Consider the following 18,807-nt stretch of genomic DNA (forward strand, 5'->3'; position numbering starts at 1 on the left):
TTGTTGCCAACATCCGGATATCAACCACTAGTGGTTGATATATCCCTTACATCCGGGATTTATCCGTTTTTATACGTTTAAAAATACACTTATTTTTTCAGCATCCTGCAAAGACATCAATAACCTCGAAATATAAGTAGCTAGTTCAGTTTTGGTTTTAATTGCTACTATCGCTTACAACCCAGCCAAAAAAGCCATCGTATCTACCCCATCGGCATAGTCCGCCAGAGCAGGTTTTTGTGCTTCGCCAAATGGAACCTGACCTTGAGCTGCGCCTACTACACACTGAATTTTTTCAGCTGATCCTGACAGCCAGTCATTCAGCTCATTTGTATCCGTATACTCCTGATAAAACAAAACCGAAATCGGAGACACCAATTCTTCGCTGGCTCTGATAAGCAAAAACTCCGTATCGAGATGAGGCTCTCGATTTACCAAATAGATGGATTTGTTATAGTCATAATTGTTACGATACTTGTGATGATTCGCAATAGAAGCAAAGGGTTTCAACCCATCCAAAAATGGAGTAAAACTATACCCCTTGGGTACAAATACTTTTGACACATTGCGACAGCCTAGGCCGTAATATTGAAAAATGTCATGACCTAATTTCTCAAAATCCGCAGACGTCTCCTTTCCTGTGAGCACAGCTACTGAGGTGCGGTTTTTACGAATCACATGGGGCTTGCTTTTGAAATAGTATTCGAAATATCTAGCTGTATTATCGCTACCCGTAGCGATAAAGGCATCTGCCTCATTAAGCCGCTCTACGAATGTGACTTGTGTTTCAAACTCAGGTGCTATTTGAAAAAGAGTATCCAAAACATAGCGCATCAAAATACCATCCTTCGAACTCATCTTGATCATCAGATGGTGACCAGACATAAGCACACACAATACATCATGAAACCCTACCAAAGGAATATTGCCTGCTGCTATCACACCAATTTTTTTCGGTGAGATTTGACTGAAGTCATACGCCTTCAGCCAGATTTCCAAATCTGATTTGTTTAAAAAAAGACCGATTCCATCGAGAGCCCTTTTGACGCTATCCGCTGTAAACCAGGCATTTTCATTTTTAGCGCTCAAGTAGAGCTCGTCGTGCGCCTCCTCTGTGAGATTTTTTAATCGACTTCCTAGTGTTTCAAAGGATATAATTCGGTCTTCCAACAACATAAATGAAATAAATCAGTATAGGTAAACAAAGCTGCCAAACATTTTGGCACGCAAAATTAATCCTTATTTTTGCACACTTATTTTAAGTATTAATAAATAAACGGAAATGGCAATAATTATTACCGACGAATGCATCAACTGCGGAGCTTGTGAGCCAGAATGCCCCAACACTGCGATCTACGAAGGTGGAATCGAGTGGGACTGGGCTGGTGGTACTAGCTTGACCGAAGTTGAACTGGAAGACGGTACTCAGGTGGATGCAAATGCAGCACAAGAGCCCGTTCATGATGACTTGTATTACATCGTTCCTGGAAAATGTACTGAGTGTAACGGCTTCCATGAAGAACCACAGTGTGCAGCTGTTTGTCCGGTGGATTGTTGTGTAGATGATCCTGATTACGTAGAGACAGAAGATGAGCTTTTGGCTAAAAAAGCTTGGTTGCACAACGAGTAAAAAAGACAAGACACCCAAAGCCAAATATTTGGCAACAATGATATATACCACGTCCTTTTCGGACGTGGTTTTTTTTTGCTCTTTTCCTTCTAAATTTAACTAATGAAAGATAACTACAGTCACATAAGGAGCTACATGAATCTAATCTCTCCTATCTCAGACAACTCCTGGAAAGACATACTTTCGATTTTTAAAAAAACAACCTTAGAAAAAGGAGACTATTTCGCCAAAGTAGGCCGTGTAGAAAATCAGTTTGGCATCTTACTAGACGGTGTGTTACGTGCTTATATAACCAATGGAAATGGCTCTGAGTATACCAAAACATTATTCACACCTACCCATTTCAAAACACCCATTTCCTATGTAGGCGCATTAACCTCGTTAGTAACTATGTCTCCTAATCAAGTCAGTATTCAGGCCCTCACTCCATCGGAAATGTTAACTGGCAATTACCTTGATTGGAAATCTTTGATGGATCATAATCAAGAAATAGCTACTTGGAGCAGAAAAATGACTGAATTGTTTTTTATTGGAAAAGAACTCCGTGAATTTGAATATTTCACACTTCATGCTGACGAACGATACAAACTATTCAGAATGCGCTACCCCGAACTTGAAAACCTCATCACTCAATATCAGATTGCTCATTTTTTAGGTATCACTCCTACGCAACTCAGTAGAATCCGTAAAAAAATATTCAGAGAAGACTAATCGCTTTACATATGTAAATGGATTAGTCTATTGTTAGGCTCATATTTGACTCAAACAAAATAGCTAAATATGAAACTACGATTTATTATCCTCTCTCTATTTTTATGCACACTTGCCAGCTGCGAAGAAGACGAACCTGAAACCAATTGCTACAACTGCACCAGACTAATTCAAACGCTCAACAAGGATGCTATACTTATCCTGACCCAAGAAGATCAATATGAACTTTGCAATAAGACAAAAGAAGAAATCACACAATTCGAGTTGGACAATCGCAAAGACGTAACAACAAGCAGTGGGGGTAAACAAGAGTTTTTCACAAACTGTTTTCTTATTGAATAAACGCCCGTTTAGCGTATAATCACACTGTGCCGAGGTACAGTGTGATTATTTAGACTATCTCAATCCAATCCCTACCACAACCACATCGTCGGTCTGAGGACTGTCTTTTTTCCAAGACGTGAAATCTTCTTTAAGTACCTTTTTCTGATCCTCAAAACTCTGTCCATTGAACTGCTTGAGCTGGCTCAACAAGACTTCTTTGGTGATCTTCTGTCCCTGACTATTTTCTTGATCATAATAACCATTGGTAAACAAATAGAGCTTATCCCCTACCTTGTAGTCTATGGTCTTGCGATCAAAGGTAGGATTGTCCGACAGATAACGAAGACCTACCGAAAATGAATTGCCTGGGTATTCCGTTAATGTCCCATTCTTTGAGACTACATGCAAACAACTATTAGCACCTGCATAGTAGATTTTCTGAGCCACCTCTTCTATGATGAGTACCGAAACATCCATAGAGTCCATCAACTTATTGCCCAGCGATTTCACTTTGAGTGAGTGATCGAATTTACGATCCAATAGGCTCAACACCTTTTCAGGGTAATAGACCTTATTGACGCTAAAAATTTCATTGATCAAAGACAATCCCAGCATGCTCAAGAACCCTCCCGATACCCCTGAGCTAGTCGCATTGGATACAATGACTATTTTATAACCTGCCACCTGCTTGAACCAATAAAAATCTCCTGATACATTTTTCTTGGGCTTGAAGTAAATGAAAGAGGATGGAAATAAATCTCGGAAAGAATCTTCATCTCCCAAGATCAGGGTTTGCAATTGGCTCGCATATTTCATTTCGGACGTCATGCCTGCTTGCTTGCTTTTTATTTGATCGCGCTCTTCCTGAACCTTATTTCGCTCTGTCTCCAGAAACAAGCCCAACTGGCGTACGGCGATCAATGGAGGAACCAAATTACCAGACTCATCCATGTATTGGACTTTGTCCTCTTCTATAAGTTGTTTTCTTCTATCTTGAGGAATACCAAGATACTCACTGACCGAATACATATTATACCCTCTTTCTGATATTCTTACAGACACTTGGGTCACGTCCATTTCTGGAGTAGTCATGGTTTTTTCCTGTTCATCCATATCTGCGATAAACGAACCATACCGTTCCTGTAGTGGCGACACTCTCAGCCCAATGGTTTTTTTAATCAAATAAAACATCCCCAAAGCAATAGAACTGGTAAAAGTGAAACACACTAAAACACCAATCGACTGTACGGCAAGCTGAGTCCAACGGTCATTAGCCAATAGGTCAGCATCACCAAAAATTGCTACAGACAAAGTACCAAACACGCCGCCAAAACCGTGCACAGCAATGGCCCCTACAGGATCATCTAGATGCCACTTCTCAGCAATTACTACATAAAAGTAGTTATGAATGATGCCTGCTAAAAAACCGATCGCCAAGCTATTGATAGGCGACACCACATTGCAACAAGCAGTAATGGCGACTAGACCAGTAAGGCTACCTCCTGCTATTTTTTCTATCACATCTTTCTTTTTCTGGAAAAAATAGGCGTGAAAGAAAGCTGCAAAACATGCTGCTGCCCCAGCCAAGTTGGTATTGAGTATAATCTTAACTACGTCATCATTGAAAGCCAATGTACTACCGCCATTGAATCCCCACCAGCCAAGCCAGAGGATCATAACCCCCAAAATACTATATGAATAATCTGAGGATTTCATGGGTTGAATGCGCTTCAAGGCATCGTACCTACCAATCCGTGGGCCTACCATATATATCCCCATCACTGCGATCCATGCCCCCGTAGAGTGCACTACTGTAGAGCCTGCAAAATCCATAAATCCTAAACTAGCCAACCATGGCATGTTGTTAGGATCTGCCAAATTTCCCCACGCCCAATAGCCGAAAATGGGATAGATCACCGTAGCGGTCATCAATGAAGCTATAAAATAAGGAATCACGGCCGTTCGTCCTGACATGGCACCAGATACAATCGTAAGCGCTGTACCTGCAAATGCTAACTGAAACAAAAAGAAGATCAACTCTTTGCCTGTGTCTAATCCTTCGCCGAACAAATACCCGGAACCGAAAAAACCAGACTCAGAAGAGCCAAACATAACACCATAACCAACAAGGAAAAAGGCAATACTACCAGCCACCCAATCCAAAAGGTTTTTGGCTCCGATACCAGCTCGATGTTCTTTTTTGACCAATCCAGTTTCGAGCACTTTGAATCCCGCCTGCATAAAAAAGACCAATGCGGCAGCCACAAGCACCCAGAGATCATTGATATTGAGAGACACTTCGGCCTCTACCTGATCAGACAACGAAACACCACCAAACGATGGCAAACTAAATAATAATATTAGAGTAATGAGGTAAGTTTTCAACATACAAATCCGAGCTTTGGTAAAACAACTGATTGATCATTTTTGGATTTTTGCTGTTAAAAACTACACGGAGATGAGATATACCTCTAGCCACACCTTTGTGCAGGAACAATCACTTTTTCTCTCGCTTAGCTCATCTAAAGGTGGAAAAAAGCCACCCTTTTGATACCTCAAAAATAGATGGTGCACTCATGGATTAAAATGACAGGAAACAGACAACCAACCTCTTTAACCTCAAGGCAAAAACTGTTAAAAAACATATAAATCAAGTAACACACACTTTATCAAAAATTTAAAGTTTCAAAGCTCTGCTTATTGAAAATCTGACCTTTCTATGCGAGATTACAATTATGAATAAGAGTATCAAAATATTCATTGCCCTTGTACTCTTGGTATTTCTGGCTTATTGGCAAGGACCTCAGACCGTTTTTGAGCCCGTATCGAGTGAAATTGTTCCCCTTGATGTTCCCATCACAAAGCTGGACAGTATGCTTACAGCATTCGAGAGTCAATTTCCACATATCAAACCTGAAAATGAGTCTAGAATAATCTGGGCAGACACCGTAAGACAAACACCCTATGCTATGGTCTACCTACATGGCTTCTCTGCAGGCGTCATGGAATCGGATCCTGTACATCGAATACTGGCCAAAAAATACGGATGCAATCTCTATCTGGCGAGACTCTCTCATCACGGATTAAGCGGACAAGATGCCTTCGAGGGGCTTACCCCAGCTGCACTAATGCATTCGGCAGCAGAAGCCGTAGCCGTAGGACGAGTAATAGGCAAAAAAGTAATCTTAATCTCTTGCTCCACAGGAGGCACTTTATCAATCTACCTCACTGCCCACAATCCTGATTTGATCGACGCACAAATCCTATACTCCCCCAATACAGCTATCGATGATCCCACTGCAGCCTTACTCAACAAGCCCTGGGGCAAACACCTGACCCAGCTTGTCATAGGCGACTATAAAATCGGGGATTCTACTCATATAGACACACCCATAGCCCGCTACTGGACGTTAACTTACCGTTCCGATGCACTAATAGCCCTACAAGAACTACTAGACCAGACTATGAAAGATGAAGTATTTGAACAAATCTCTTCCCCCTATTTTATTGGTTATTATTACAAAAACGAAGAGGAGTCTGATCATGTCATCTCTGTACCAGGCATCATAGATTTTGATAGCAAAACAAAAACACCTGCTAATCAAAAGCGAGTGGTCCCCTTCCCCAACGTAGGGCATCATGTCATGGCCTCCGACCTACAGTCCAAAGACATCGAAAGTGTGATAAAAGAAACCAGCTTATTCATAGAACAAGTGTTGGGGCTATCTCCCACATCATACGATTCGCTCAATAGAAACGGCATCAAATTGTAAATATGCTAAAATTGAAAATGAGAGTCGAAAATCAACCCAATATTGTCTAATTTCGAGTTTTGTCATCCAAAATCTATTGTATGAGTATCCCTAAAGCGAATTCTGTAAGTTATTCTAAAACTACCATCACCGAACTGATGATCCCCTCCTATGCCAATTTTGGAGGAAAGATTCATGGTGGAATCTTGTTATCGCTTATAGATAAAGTAGCCTATGCCTGTGCGAGTAAGCATGCGGCCAACTACTGCGTGACTGTATCGGTAGATAATGTGGATTTTTTAGAACCTGTAGAAGTAGGTGATCTTGTACACCTCAAGGCGTCTGTTGTCTATGTGGGCAATTCGTCATTGGTCGTGGGTATCAATGTAATCGCAGAAAACGTGAAAGAAGGCACGGTTAAAAAAACCAACAACTCCTACGTAACCATGGTAGCCAAAGGGGAAGATGACAAGCCAACTAACGTACCTGAGCTCATCCTAGAATCTCAAGAAGAGGTCAGACTATTCTTAGAAGCGATCAAAAGAAAAGAATTGAAAAAAGACTACCGCAAAAAGGTAAAAGAAGTCTCGGATATGCTAGCAGACAATACACCCAAGGACTTGCTAGAAGCTGAAAGATGTGTGCTAGAGTTGAAAAAATTCTCTCTTTAAACCAATTGATGAAGCCCCTCTTTTGTTTTCAACATTTTTGATTTTATACCAAAGGCTTCCATCATTACACGTGCTGCTCCACGAATCAATAAACTCGGCGAAATAATTGTAATGTGACTGATTCTATTTTTGTGTTTTTTCATAGCCGTATACCACTCCTTTCTAGCAGAAGGCTCAAAACCTGTCATTTGGGAGCAGTCCCATACAAAACGGTATGCAACATCTACATTAGCGTCAAACAAGCCAGACCAATACCGAGTCGCATTCTCTGAGGCATCTAAAGTAAACTTATCTTTAAACGAGAAATAAATACAGTTTTGGCCAAGCTCAGGTGCCAAACGTATGGAAATTTTTGGATGCGTATAAGTCATAATGGCTAGATTTTGAATTACATCCCAAGAAGCTGCTTCTCAAATTTAACACATACTTCTTATTGTTTCCACCATCAATCCTCCGTCTCAGGAAACACAATCGTACGATTGCCAGTGACGATGATTCTGTGATCCAAATGATACTTCACCGCTTTGCTCAGCACTTTTCGCTCTATATCCGAGCCTATTTGTGCCAAACTCGCAGGCGTACTGGCATGAGACACTCGCTCTACATCTTGCTCTATAATTGGCCCCTCATCTAGGTCGTCTGTGGCATAGTGCGCTGTAGCTCCGATCATCTTCACCCCTCTCTCATAGGCTCTTCGGTACGGGTTTGCTCCCTGAAAAGCAGGTAAAAAAGCATGATGAATATTGATAATTTTCTCCTGATATTGATTGATAAAATCAGAGGACAGAATTCTCATGAACCGAGCCATCACAATCAAATCTACATCATGCTCAGCTAGCAGTTTCAAAATCACACCTTGCTGCGCCACCCAATTCTCACCATTGATTGGCAGGTAATGAAAAGGCACACCAAACTGATCAGCCACATATTTTACACTTTCATGATTGGCTATAACAAGCGGAATATGACAATGTAGTTTGCCTTCTCCGTGTTTTTCCAAAATATCATACAGACAGTGTGTAGTCTTAGAGGCCATGATGGCGACATTCCTTTTGTCTTCGCTATAGTGCACCCGCCATTTGAGCGCCAACTTATCGGCCACTTGACTAAACCGTGAGGAAAGCTCTTCTCTCCCATAAGTCAAATCTTTGGCATCCAAACTGACACGCATAAAATAGGCCTCTTGAATCGTGTCTGTAAACTGCTGACAGCTAAGGATATTGAAACCCTCTTCGTAGAAAAATGTAGTGACTTTAGAAATGATCCCCTTGCTATCGTGGCATTGGATCAGAAATGTGATTTTATTTTCGGACATAGATTCCCTTACTTATTTTAGTTTTTTGGGGAGTTGTCTTGGCTAAGATAGCCAGACTTTCGCTTTTGCCATTTGAGAAATGGATTAAAAACCCAACGTTTATTCGGCCTCTTCTGCACGCTGAGGCCGCAAGGCATCCCTTACGGCGATCATGTCTTTTTCTTCAATAATCATATAGGCAATGCTGTGCATATCAGTCATATCTTCTGTGCCTATACCCATCGTTTTTATACTCTCCCTTTCGGCAAATTCTTTTAGATGTATGGCATGATGCTCAGCCGTACCTTTGGCATATTGCCCATGCATATCCCAGATCATTTTTATTTTTCTTTCCATTATCGATTTATGTTTTTAATATCAATCTCTACAACGCCCAGATCTAGCATTGCGTTGATAAGGGAAACCTTTTCAAATTTACCCAAATCATCCAGACTAATGGTGGTCTTTTGGATCAGTCCCTGATCGAGCAGTGACTGCCTCCGTACTCCTTCTAGTAGCGGCGAATCTGGCGTCCACCACTCCTCCCCATCATAGAAAGCCAGATTGGCAAAATAGCTATCCGTGACACTTCCGTCTTTCACAATGATAATATTGTCTTGATCAGCCCGCAAAGTATAGAGTTGGTCTAAGGCACGGCGGTTTTCATACTTAAATCGGTAATCAATGTTCCCACCTTCCACGATTTGAAGCGTCTCTATTGTGGGTGTTTGATAAGATTGAAAATCTATTGTGAAATTATCCTTATCATATACCACTTTACATTTGTGTTTCTCTTTGCTAGGTACTTTTCGAATAATTTTGGCCAATTTCATAGGCCTAGCCAGCAAGCCATAATTAGTGAAAAAAGTACGATTCAATCGTGCCTGATGCAAATCCAACAGAAGGGCTTCCCCATCCTCACAACAAATACTCTCAATGAACTGGGACATATACTTTATCTATCATTTCTTGATATTCAGCAGCCGCATCACTCAAAAAATGAATACCTCCGCCACTCTTATAGACGAGCTGCTCGTCTTGTTTTTCTATGTAGCGAATCATCACGCCGCTATCAAAATTCCGCCCATCAAAATACCCTACTATCCCCGTGTAGTAGCCGCGTTGATACCCCTCTACTTGATCGATGATATCCAAGGTTTTCTGCTTGGGTGCTCCACAAATCGAGCCTGCCGGCAATAACGAATAGATGATCTCACCAAGCTGCTTCTGATAATTAGCGGCAAGCTGCCCCGTGATCTTAGAGCTCACTTGTAGTAGGTGCTTTTCGCTCGTGCGAATTTCATCAATGTATCGAAAGTCCTCTACTTTCACCTGATGAGCAAACTGGCTCATATCGTTGCGAATCAGGTCTACAATAGTGGCATGCTCTGCCATTTCTTTGTCGCTAGTCAAGATGGTCTCTGCCGCATGAGGCAACCCTGCATCTATCGTTCCTTTCATCGGATAAGATGATATTTTCCCTTCTTGTATTTTGATAAAAATCTCTGGTGAAAAGACCACAAATTGATCTTTGTACCAAAGTTTGTACTTGGCCTTGCTGTGATAGAATATTTCCTTGAGACTTGCCGTAGTGGTTATCGGTGTAGGCTGAGTCAAGTTCAGTAGATAGGTGTTTCCCTTGGCAATCTCTGCATGTACAGTTTCATATTTGGCTTTGAAATCAGAAAAGGTCATGGGTGTACGATTCAAACGTATAGCCGCAGAAGGTACCACTGACTGCTCGAAATTTCTCACGCCATTGATATCAAACAAAAGCTGATCAGCTTTAATTTGATCGATGGGTAGCACTTGGTTATTTGCACATTGAAAATCAGTGATCAACAAGAAAGGAGTGCCCGACGAGGCCAATAAATTGATTTGCTGAATGGCGGCGGATTTATTCACTTTTGATCTTATGCTTTTGACGGGTCATGCGGTACCACGTCTTCTTTTCGAAGTCCCAAAAGAACGCAAATTGTCCGAAAAGAAAGCCATAGATCAGCAGGATTATGTTGTAGATCGGTAAGATAAAAATGTAATACAAAATGGTGTAGATAGTCTGGTGGCCATCACTTCCGCTAATCCATCCAACAATAGGTGTTTTGAGCCACATCACAGTAAAACCTGTACATGCGAAAGTGACCAAAACCAAGATCACTTGCCTCACACTATCGAGCTTCCACCGTTTTTTCAATGATTGCAAAAAACCCATGATCTAGTAGAGCTTATCCATAAATTTATTCTTCTTAGCAAGCTCCGAAGAAGATTTGTCTAACACTAAAAATTGCTCCCAAAAATCATTGACGGGCACTCCTGCAATCACCTTGACAGGTTCTTTTTTGATCGGGTGAATAAAGTCTAACGATCGAGCGTGGAGATTGATACTGGCGTCTGGATTGGGCTTAGCAAATCCGTACTTGAGATCGCCTCGAATCGGACAACCCATAGAAGCCAACTGTACACGAATCTGATGTGGACGTCCTGTCACAGGCCTTACCTCCAGCAAGTAATGATCATTGAGCTTACCTAATACCTTATAACTCAGTTCCGCTCTTTGTGCTCCATCTCGTGGCACATCATAGGCCGTGGTTTTATTGGTTTTTTCATCTTTTTGTAAGTAATGTACCAATTTATCCTCCTTCTTTGGTGGCTTGCTTTTCACCACAGCCCAGTAGGTTTTATTGATTTTCCGATCCTTAAATAGCTTATTCATACGCTCCAGCGCCTTGGACGTACGGGCAAATACGACCGCACCACTTACAGGACGGTCGAGCCTGTGCACAGTACCGAGAAAGACATCTCCTGGTTTGTCGTATTTCTTTTTGATATACTCCTTGCAGTAATCAAGCAATGGTTTATCCCGGGTCTTGTCTCCTTGCACCAATACCCCTGAAGCTTTATCTACGATGAGCAAATGATTGTCTTCATATATCACTATAAACGGCTTCCCCATTACAAATTGATTTTCATGTTTAACTTAAAAAATAAATTGTCTCTCGTAGACTCGTACGCATACGCACCATATCGATAGACTGCATCAAACCCAAACCCCATGTATCCTACATCGAAATAATTGAGCCTGATTAGCTTTTTGATCCCGATTCCCGATTCAAAATAGCCCTCTTCCATGGTCTTGAATGCTACCCCTTGGTGGCGTTCAGGGTGAGTCAGTCTTCCAATACCTGAGTTATGATACACAATCAATTCGGGCTTCATCACTCGGTTAGAGATCAAAAAGTTGCCAAAGTTATGATTGAAAAACAAAGCAACCTGCTGATCCGACAAAAATTCGTAAATATCCATCGTTTGAAAATACTCTGGCACACTCAAACTCGACGAGGCATTACCCAAGCCTGTAATCATATGACCATAAGGCACATCGCCCGAAACATAGGCTGCCCTGACCAAAAATTCTGACTTACCCAACACATATTTCTTTTTGTATTCTGCACTCATGTCTACTCGGTGATAATTGAAATCCCCCCCCAACCAGCCCGAATTGGCATGACTGTATTTGAAATTGAAAACTGGGAAATCATAATCATAAAGCACCTTGCGCCCATACAAGTCTAAATACTGCTCGTTTTTCACATACCTAAAAGAAAGAGACACCTCATTGATATGATAATAGGTATTGGTATAGTCTGTATTGTTGTATTGGTAATCATAGGTTGGTTTTTGATCCGAAGTAGATACACTCGTCTGCGCATAGAGAAAAGGAGCTATTCGCCTATTCAAACTGAGTTTGTAGGTTTCGTGACGGTCGAACAAACTCCCCTGAAAAGATCGAATTAAATCTTCGATACTCGATATTTTGCCTTCGAAAAACCGCTGTACACCCACTTCTCTTAAATCATTCTGATAAGTAAACAAAAGCCAAGTATCTGTTCTTTTATCAAAATTCCACCTCACATTGGTGCCATATTTCCATTCTTCGTCTGCAAATCCATATCCACCATACCCCCCCAATTTCAATCTTTCAGAAAAATTGTTATTGGTTTCCAACCCTGCTCCCAATCTAAACTTTTCATAATTATTGATCCCAAAGAGATCATCTATACGTAGATCTACCATACCCATCTTCAATCGCATGGTCAGTACGGCTTCTGCCACGCCTTCGATCACTCGTAGGCTCTTGTACATCGAGTCCATGGCCACGAATGTATTCAGCTCCATCGAATCCAATGGCACGGCTCTATTGGCATTCAATATTTGTTCTTGCTGCTTTTTATCTACCCGATTCAGCGCTATTCCTACATCACTAAAGTCCTTTTTTGAGTAATTGGTTTCTAGGTTAATGTCCGACAGATAGCGTCGGTTTTCTAACACCAGATTTCTTCCATAAAATTTAAATTCTTTAAAAATAATATCTGTATTGAGCTGCACTGGAAACCACTGCCCTTTCACCTTAGCATAGCGCTGCTGGATGCTCACGTCGATTTTGGAATTGGCTACCTGAGATTTAGCGGTCACATTGGTTAGGGCGTATTCTTTGGCATGTACCCATAGAAAACCTTCCAACCCATCGAATTTTTTACCTTTTTTAGGTGCATAGCTCACCACAAATACTGTGTCTGTTTCGAAAAAAGTGGTATCTTCTATATAAAAGTCATATTGAGAAAGACCCGACGGGTTGATTGGGTTGATATAATCCTTGTCGAAAATATCCAACACGTCATTGTAAAACCCAAAAGGCTGATACAGACCACTAAAAGCAGCAAACAACCCACCCCTCAAGCCTGAAATCTGTGTCGCCAGTATAGTTTCATTTTTGAGTCCAGGTTCAATAAATTTAGTTTCTGACACAGACTCTGCCACATACAAATGGCGCGTATTAAAGGAACTGTCAACCTTAAAAAATTTAGTATCAGCTTTGGCTATAGTATCAGATTCATCGGTACTATAATCCTCACTTTGTTCTTTCATCAATATTGCCAGAGAATCAGCCGTTTTGGTATCTGCGTCTAGGTGATATACATCTTTGGTGTAGGACTTATAACTATACTGTGGAAACCTCGCTGGGTCGTGTTTCTTGCGGTTGGCGATCACCTGTCGCATCAAAATATTAGCAGGGTTCTCCCCTGCTTCAAAAATCAGTTCCTCCAATTCTGTCACCTCCTTTTCCAAGAAAATAATCGGTGATTGGTTAATTTCAGCCACAGTCAATTGCTTTCGCACAAAACCGACGTGTTGGAATGTGATGGTACCTTGATAACCAGTCGGGACAGCCAAATTGAAACGCCCATCTATGTCTGATATAGTACCAGTGCTGGTTCCACTGATCGCTACAGTCACAAAAGTCAGGGCTTCGTTGTCATCGCTCGAAAATATACGACCAGACACGGATTGAGCAAATAAATTCCCTCCTAGCAGGGTCATCGTCAGCCACGCAGCTACAGCAAAATATACAGTTTTGGCAGAATTGGTGTTCATCAAAAAAATGGCAAAAATTTGACCAGTTATGATTGAAAGTTATATAGATGACATCTTAAACCAAGATTTCCCTCACCCATACCTAAAACAATCAAATCCCTTTAACGTAACTCTTCAAAATTGTTTTAACCTAACTGAGCTGCATTAAAAAAACACACAGACTTCCAAAACAAATTCCAATTACGCACAAGCTGTGAAATTACCTAAAACTCACTGGTAAAGTGGAATTCCATGTCTGGAAAATTATCCTGTACCATTTGTAACCATGCTTTGGATTCTGCCATAAAGACCAATTTGCCATCTTTGTCTTTGGCAATGTGTCGGTACTTGGAATCTATAAACTCGTCTAACTTCTTTTTGTCTTTGCTACTGATCCAGCAAGCCTTATATAGATTCATTGGCATAAATCTACAAGTAGCACCGTATTCGTGTAGCAACCTGTGCTGGATAACTTCAAACTGAAGTGCACCCACTGTGCCCACTACTTTACGAGCGCCCATTTCATAGGTAAAAAGCTGGGCCACCCCTTCGTCCATGAGCTGCTTGAGTCCTTTCTCTAGCTGTTTGGTTTTCATGGCATCCATGTTTACCACTTCTCTAAATATCTCTGGAGAGAAACTAGGAATCCCTTTATACGTTCCTTTTTCACCTTCACTGAGGGTATCGCCTATTTTCAAATTTCCAGTATCATACAGGCCTACGATATCGCCAGGAAAGGCTTCATCGATCACTTCTTTGCTCTGCGCCATAAAGGCTGTGGCATTTGAAAATCTAAATTTCTTGTCTAATCTGGTATGATAATAATTACTACCTCTAGAAAACTGCCCAGCACACACTCTCACGAAGGCAATTCTGTTTCTGTGCTTCGGGTCCATATTGGCATGAATTTTAAACACAAAACCTGAAAACTTGTTCTCTTCTGGCATGATCTGACGCTCTTCTGTATATCTCGGTGCAGGACCAGGAGCGATGTCGATAAAACAATCCAACAGCTCCTGCACGCCAAAATTATTGACCGCACTACCAAAAAATACTGGTGCTACTTCGCCATTTCTATAGGTCTCTATGTCAAATGCAGGATATCCTCCATCTACCAGCTCTACATCTTCTCGCAACGTTTTAGCATATCTCTCTCCAATCAATTCATCCAAAACAGGATCGTTGATATCTTCTATACTAATATCATTGTCTTTATCGAGCTTTTGTTTACTGGCTGTAAATAATTTCAGTTTCTTTTCATACAAGCTATATACGCCCTTGAACGTCTTGCCCATACTGATTGGCCAACTGAGCGGACGCACCTTTATATTTAGTTTGGCTTCGATTTCATCGAGCAAATCGTAAGGGTCTTGACCTTCTCTATCTAGTTTATTGATAAACACCATCACGGGAGTGTTTCTCATGCGACACACCTCCATCAGTTTTTCCGTTTGGATCTCTACTCCCTTCACACAGTCCACGACTAGCACCACACTATCCACAGCGGTCAGCGTACGATAGGTATCCTCTGCAAAATCTTGGTGACCTGGAGTATCCAGCAGATTGATTCGTCGGTTCTTATAGTCGAAGCCCATTACAGATGTAGCTACCGAAATCCCCCTTTGCTTCTCAATCTCCATGAAATCCGAGGTAGCATGCCGGTCGATTTTATTCGACTTTACTGCGCCAGCCGTTTTGATCGCCCCTCCAAAAAGCAAGAGCTTTTCCGTCAGGGTCGTCTTTCCCGCATCCGGGTGACTGATGATACCAAAGGTTTTTCGTTTTTCTATTTCTGCTGAGAGACTCATACTTAAATTATCGCTATTTGGAAAAAGCCAATGGTAGTCACCATCAGCTAATAACTAGTTCCCATTAACCAAGGGAAAATCGGGCGCAAAGATAGTAGAGTTGTGAGTATTCTAGTGCTCAGCATCCAACTTTGATATTATTTATAAAGATGTCATCGCAACAGCTGTGTATAGAATTGTTACATTTAGTAACTTCAAAAGTTGAATCATCTACTTACCTACAAAACATGGAAACTTTAATTAGACTTATTTTATCTGCCATTGCCGTTTTGATCTGTGCCTACATATTGCCTGGTGCGCATGTCGATGGCTTTTTAAGTGCCTTGGTGGCCGCTGGAGTCTTGGTCGTCGTCAACATCATACTCAAGCCTATCCTGATCATACTGACGATACCTATAACTGCAATAACTCTCGGACTTTTCCTACTTTTCATCAATACCTTCATGATCCTCATTGTGAGCTGGCTTGTCCCTGGGTTCAATATAGATGGTTTTTGGTGGGCATTCGCTTACAGCTTTGCCCTATCTATTGTCAACTCCATTTTTGAAGCCATGCAAGGCAATAGTTCAAACAATCAATAAAACAGACAACTACATGAAGAACATCAAATCAGGAATTTTATATTTATTAATTGGGGGATTTTTCGTCTATTGGGCGGAGACCCATTCGCCAAAAAAACTAGGACAAGCCATCGGAAATGTCTTTAGTGGCTCCTATACCATGGATGAAACTTCCTACTATATATGTCTGGGGCTCGGAATAGCCATAGGCCTATTAGGTTTATTTAAGATTCTAAAGAAATAGATCAACCCTTTTTATGCTTACTGGCAAAACATCAGGCATAGACTTTCATAAAAAAACACACCTCACTAATCCAAACAGAGTTTCAACCCCTGCTTGAATTTTCGCACCATTTGTCAGTCTGCCTGAAACCCACCCTCCCAATTCGTCAGTCGACATTCCTAATTTCAAATCCTATTCTGCCAATCTGTCACCACATCAGTCGGTTTTTCGCATTGGCATAGCTGTTGATAAAAGCCTTTACAGTTATTAGAAAAGAATTTAAGAAAGCGATAAATAAATTTATATCATGGGAAAAATAATCGGAATCGATTTAGGAACTACCAACTCTTGCGTATCTGTAATGGAAGGTAATGAGCCTGTCGTTATCCCAAATAGCGAGGGCAAAAGAACGACTCCTTCTATTGTGGCCTTTTTGGACGGCGGTAAAGGAGAAAGAAAAGTGGGTGACCCTGCCAAAAGACAGGCCATCACCAATCCACAAAACACCATTAGCTCTGTCAAGAGATTTATGGGTAAAAAATTCTCTGAAGTTTCTGACGAGATGAAGAATGTCTCTTATGCTGTCGAAAGTGGAAACAACGACGTAGTAAGAGTAAAAATTGGAGACAGAACTTACACTCCTCAAGAATTGTCTGCCATTATTCTTCAAAAAATGAAGACAACGGCAGAAGACTACTTGGGTACTGATGTAAAAGAAGCTGTAATTACTGTACCTGCTTACTTCAACGATGCAGAAAGACAAGCCACTAAAGAGGCTGGAGCAATCGCAGGTTTAGAAGTAAAAAGAATCATCAATGAGCCTACTGCTGCGGCATTGGCTTATGGACTAGACAAGAAAAATGCAGATATGAAAATCGCTGTGTATGACCTTGGTGGTGGTACATTCGATATTTCTATTCTGGAGTTGGGCGATGGTGTATTCGAAGTGAAATCCACCAACGGTGATGTACACCTCGGCGGAGACGACTTTGACTCTGTGATCATCCAGTGGTTGGCAGACGAGTTTAAAAACGACGAAGGTATCGACCTTAGAAAGGATCCTATGGCACTTCAACGTTTAAAAGAAGCTGCTGAAAAAGCAAAAATCGAATTGTCTAGCTCTACGAGCACAGAGATCAATTTGCCATATATCATGCCTGTAGATGGTGTACCTAAGCACTTGGTTAGAACTTTGTCTAGAGCGAAGTTTGAGCAATTGGCAGACACCTTGGTCAAAAGATCAATGAAGCCAGTAGAGAAAGCCTTGAAAGATTCTGGTCTTTCTAAATCTGAAATCGACGAAGTAATCTTGGTAGGCGGATCTACTCGTATTCCAATCATCCAAGAAGAAGTAGAAAAATTCTTTGGCAAAAAGCCTTCTAAAGGTGTAAACCCTGACGAAGTAGTAGCAGTAGGTGCGGCCATCCAAGGTGGTGTATTGACTGGCGAAGTGAAAGATGTATTGTTGCTAGATGTGACTCCATTGGCTTTGGGTATCGAAACCATGGGTGGTGTATTCACCAAGTTGATCGAAGCCAACACAACGATCCCAACGAAAAAGTCTGAGGTATTCTCTACGGCAGCCGATAATCAACCATCTGTAGAAATCCACGTGATCCAAGGTGAAAGACCAATGGCGAAGGACAACAGAAGTTTGGGTAGATTCCACTTGGACGGTATTCCACCAGCACCAAGAGGTATTCCTCAGATCGAAGTGATCTTTGACATAGATGCTAACGGTATCATGAATGTGACCTCTAAAGACAAAGGCACAAACAAAGAACAAAGTATCAGAATCGAAGCGTCTTCAGGATTGACTGACGAAGAAATCGAAAGAATGAAGCAAGAGGCTGAAGCCAACGCTGAATCTGACAAAGTGGAAAAAGAGAAAATAGAAAAACTCAATGGAGCAGATTCTATGATCTTCCAAACTGAAAAGCAGTTGAACGAATTTGGCGATAAATTGTCTGATGACAACAAAGGCAAAATCAGCACTGCCCTAGAGAAGCTAAAAGAAGCACACAAAAGTGCAGATCTAGCAGCTATCGACACAGCTATGGAAGAAATGAACAAAGCATGGGAAGGTGCATCTCAAGAAATGTACGCGGCTTCTCAAGGTGCTGAAGGTGGAGCCCCTGGGGCTGACGCTGGCTCTGAGGCTGGTGCTACCGATTCAGAAGTATCTGATGTAGAGTTCGAAGAAGTAGACGAAGAGAAGAAATAATTTTCGACTCCAGTGAAAATCGAAAATTATTGATGAGCTAGGTCAACTCTAGTAATAGAGCAACCATAAGATCATCACTAGCAATTAGCTAGACTCAATATAGATACAAAGCCTTTCTGGTTTCCCCAGAAAGGCTTTTTTTATGATGTTAAGCCTAAAAATTCACTAGTTAATTAATTCTGCAAGATTGTTTTCTAT

Annotated in this window: 19 protein-coding genes; 8 read left to right on the forward strand and 11 right to left on the reverse strand. The window is 41.3% G+C overall.

What is annotated here, in order from left to right:
- Nucleotides 1-174 precede the first annotated feature (174 nt).
- Complete coding sequence (locus tag N7E81_RS16775) at nucleotides 175-1,176, reverse strand: acyl-CoA reductase (protein WP_263050753.1); 1,002 nt, start codon at nucleotides 1,174-1,176, stop codon at nucleotides 175-177.
- Nucleotides 1,177-1,282: 106 nt separating this feature from the next.
- On the opposite strand from N7E81_RS16775, the gene N7E81_RS16780 reads away from it, so the two are divergent.
- The 3 genes from N7E81_RS16780 (at nucleotide 1,283) to N7E81_RS16790 (ending at nucleotide 2,683) form a co-directional block, all read left to right on the forward strand.
- Nucleotides 1,283-1,630 carry a 4Fe-4S dicluster domain-containing protein gene (locus tag N7E81_RS16780; protein ID WP_263050754.1) on the forward strand — a complete coding sequence of 116 codons (348 nt, stop codon included), beginning with the start codon at nucleotides 1,283-1,285 and terminating at the stop codon, nucleotides 1,628-1,630.
- Nucleotides 1,631-1,765: 135 nt separating this feature from the next.
- Entirely contained in the window at nucleotides 1,766-2,341 is a 576-nt protein-coding gene (locus N7E81_RS16785; protein WP_263050755.1) for a Crp/Fnr family transcriptional regulator, read from the forward strand.
- A gap of 69 nt (nucleotides 2,342-2,410) precedes the next feature.
- The gene (locus tag N7E81_RS16790; RefSeq protein WP_263050756.1) at nucleotides 2,411-2,683 is read left to right on the forward strand and encodes a hypothetical protein; all 273 of its coding nucleotides are present in this window, start codon (nucleotides 2,411-2,413) and stop codon (nucleotides 2,681-2,683) included.
- A gap of 54 nt (nucleotides 2,684-2,737) precedes the next feature.
- Here N7E81_RS16790 and amt read toward each other — a convergent pair whose 3' ends face one another.
- On the reverse strand, nucleotides 2,738-5,053 hold the full coding sequence (gene amt / locus N7E81_RS16795; RefSeq protein WP_263050757.1) for an ammonium transporter: 2,316 nt from the start codon (nucleotides 5,051-5,053) through the stop codon (nucleotides 2,738-2,740).
- Nucleotides 5,054-5,400: 347 nt separating this feature from the next.
- Between amt and N7E81_RS16800 the strand changes: the two genes are divergently transcribed.
- Nucleotides 5,401-6,438, forward strand: coding sequence for an alpha/beta hydrolase (locus N7E81_RS16800; protein WP_263050758.1), 1,038 nt, complete (start codon nucleotides 5,401-5,403; stop codon nucleotides 6,436-6,438).
- A gap of 80 nt (nucleotides 6,439-6,518) precedes the next feature.
- A complete protein-coding gene (locus N7E81_RS16805) occupies nucleotides 6,519-7,088 on the forward strand; it encodes an acyl-CoA thioesterase (protein WP_263050759.1) in 570 nt (189 codons plus the stop codon).
- Here the strand turns inward: N7E81_RS16805 and N7E81_RS16810 are convergent.
- From N7E81_RS16810 to N7E81_RS16850, 9 genes are all read right to left on the reverse strand, one after another.
- Nucleotides 7,085-7,459 (reverse strand): hypothetical protein, encoded by a 375-nt coding sequence (locus N7E81_RS16810; protein ID WP_263050760.1) that lies wholly within the window; start codon nucleotides 7,457-7,459, stop codon nucleotides 7,085-7,087. The genes N7E81_RS16805 and N7E81_RS16810 overlap by 4 nt on opposite strands.
- Before the next feature lie 74 nt (nucleotides 7,460-7,533).
- The gene (gene purU, locus N7E81_RS16815) at nucleotides 7,534-8,403 is read right to left on the reverse strand and encodes a formyltetrahydrofolate deformylase (RefSeq protein ID WP_263050761.1); all 870 of its coding nucleotides are present in this window, start codon (nucleotides 8,401-8,403) and stop codon (nucleotides 7,534-7,536) included.
- Nucleotides 8,404-8,502: 99 nt separating this feature from the next.
- Entirely contained in the window at nucleotides 8,503-8,739 is a 237-nt protein-coding gene (locus N7E81_RS16820) for a hypothetical protein (protein ID WP_263050762.1), read from the reverse strand.
- Nucleotides 8,739-9,332 carry an aminotransferase class IV gene (locus tag N7E81_RS16825; protein ID WP_263050763.1) on the reverse strand — a complete coding sequence of 198 codons (594 nt, stop codon included), beginning with the start codon at nucleotides 9,330-9,332 and terminating at the stop codon, nucleotides 8,739-8,741. The genes N7E81_RS16820 and N7E81_RS16825 overlap by 1 nt, the downstream gene beginning before the upstream one ends.
- A complete protein-coding gene (locus N7E81_RS16830; RefSeq protein WP_263050764.1) occupies nucleotides 9,316-10,287 on the reverse strand; it encodes an aminodeoxychorismate synthase component I in 972 nt (323 codons plus the stop codon). The genes N7E81_RS16825 and N7E81_RS16830 overlap by 17 nt, the downstream gene beginning before the upstream one ends.
- Nucleotides 10,280-10,594 (reverse strand): DUF6787 family protein, encoded by a 315-nt coding sequence (locus N7E81_RS16835; RefSeq protein ID WP_263050765.1) that lies wholly within the window; start codon nucleotides 10,592-10,594, stop codon nucleotides 10,280-10,282. The genes N7E81_RS16830 and N7E81_RS16835 overlap by 8 nt, the downstream gene beginning before the upstream one ends.
- Before the next feature lie 3 nt (nucleotides 10,595-10,597).
- Nucleotides 10,598-11,335: an RluA family pseudouridine synthase gene (locus N7E81_RS16840; protein ID WP_263050766.1), complete on the reverse strand. Its 738-nt coding sequence runs from the start codon at nucleotides 11,333-11,335 to the stop codon at nucleotides 10,598-10,600.
- Nucleotides 11,335-13,815, reverse strand: coding sequence for a DUF5686 and carboxypeptidase-like regulatory domain-containing protein (locus N7E81_RS16845; RefSeq protein WP_263050767.1), 2,481 nt, complete (start codon nucleotides 13,813-13,815; stop codon nucleotides 11,335-11,337). The genes N7E81_RS16840 and N7E81_RS16845 overlap by 1 nt, the downstream gene beginning before the upstream one ends.
- Nucleotides 13,816-14,018: 203 nt before the next feature.
- The gene (locus N7E81_RS16850) at nucleotides 14,019-15,602 is read right to left on the reverse strand and encodes a peptide chain release factor 3 (RefSeq protein WP_263050768.1); all 1,584 of its coding nucleotides are present in this window, start codon (nucleotides 15,600-15,602) and stop codon (nucleotides 14,019-14,021) included.
- Nucleotides 15,603-15,829: 227 nt separating this feature from the next.
- Here N7E81_RS16850 and N7E81_RS16855 point away from each other — a divergent pair, with 227 nt between their 5' ends.
- The 3 genes from N7E81_RS16855 (at nucleotide 15,830) to dnaK (ending at nucleotide 18,609) form a co-directional block, all read left to right on the forward strand.
- Nucleotides 15,830-16,183, forward strand: a complete 354-nt coding sequence (locus N7E81_RS16855; RefSeq protein WP_263050769.1) for a phage holin family protein — start codon at nucleotides 15,830-15,832, stop codon at nucleotides 16,181-16,183.
- A gap of 13 nt (nucleotides 16,184-16,196) precedes the next feature.
- Nucleotides 16,197-16,406, forward strand: a complete 210-nt coding sequence (locus tag N7E81_RS16860) for a hypothetical protein (RefSeq protein ID WP_263050770.1) — start codon at nucleotides 16,197-16,199, stop codon at nucleotides 16,404-16,406.
- A gap of 286 nt (nucleotides 16,407-16,692) precedes the next feature.
- Entirely contained in the window at nucleotides 16,693-18,609 is a 1,917-nt protein-coding gene (gene dnaK / locus N7E81_RS16865; RefSeq protein ID WP_263050771.1) for a molecular chaperone DnaK, read from the forward strand.
- The last annotated feature ends 198 nt before the right edge of the window (nucleotides 18,610-18,807 follow it).

Source organism: Reichenbachiella carrageenanivorans, from assembly GCF_025639805.1.
Lineage (GTDB): Bacteria > Bacteroidota > Bacteroidia > Cytophagales > Cyclobacteriaceae > Reichenbachiella > Reichenbachiella carrageenanivorans.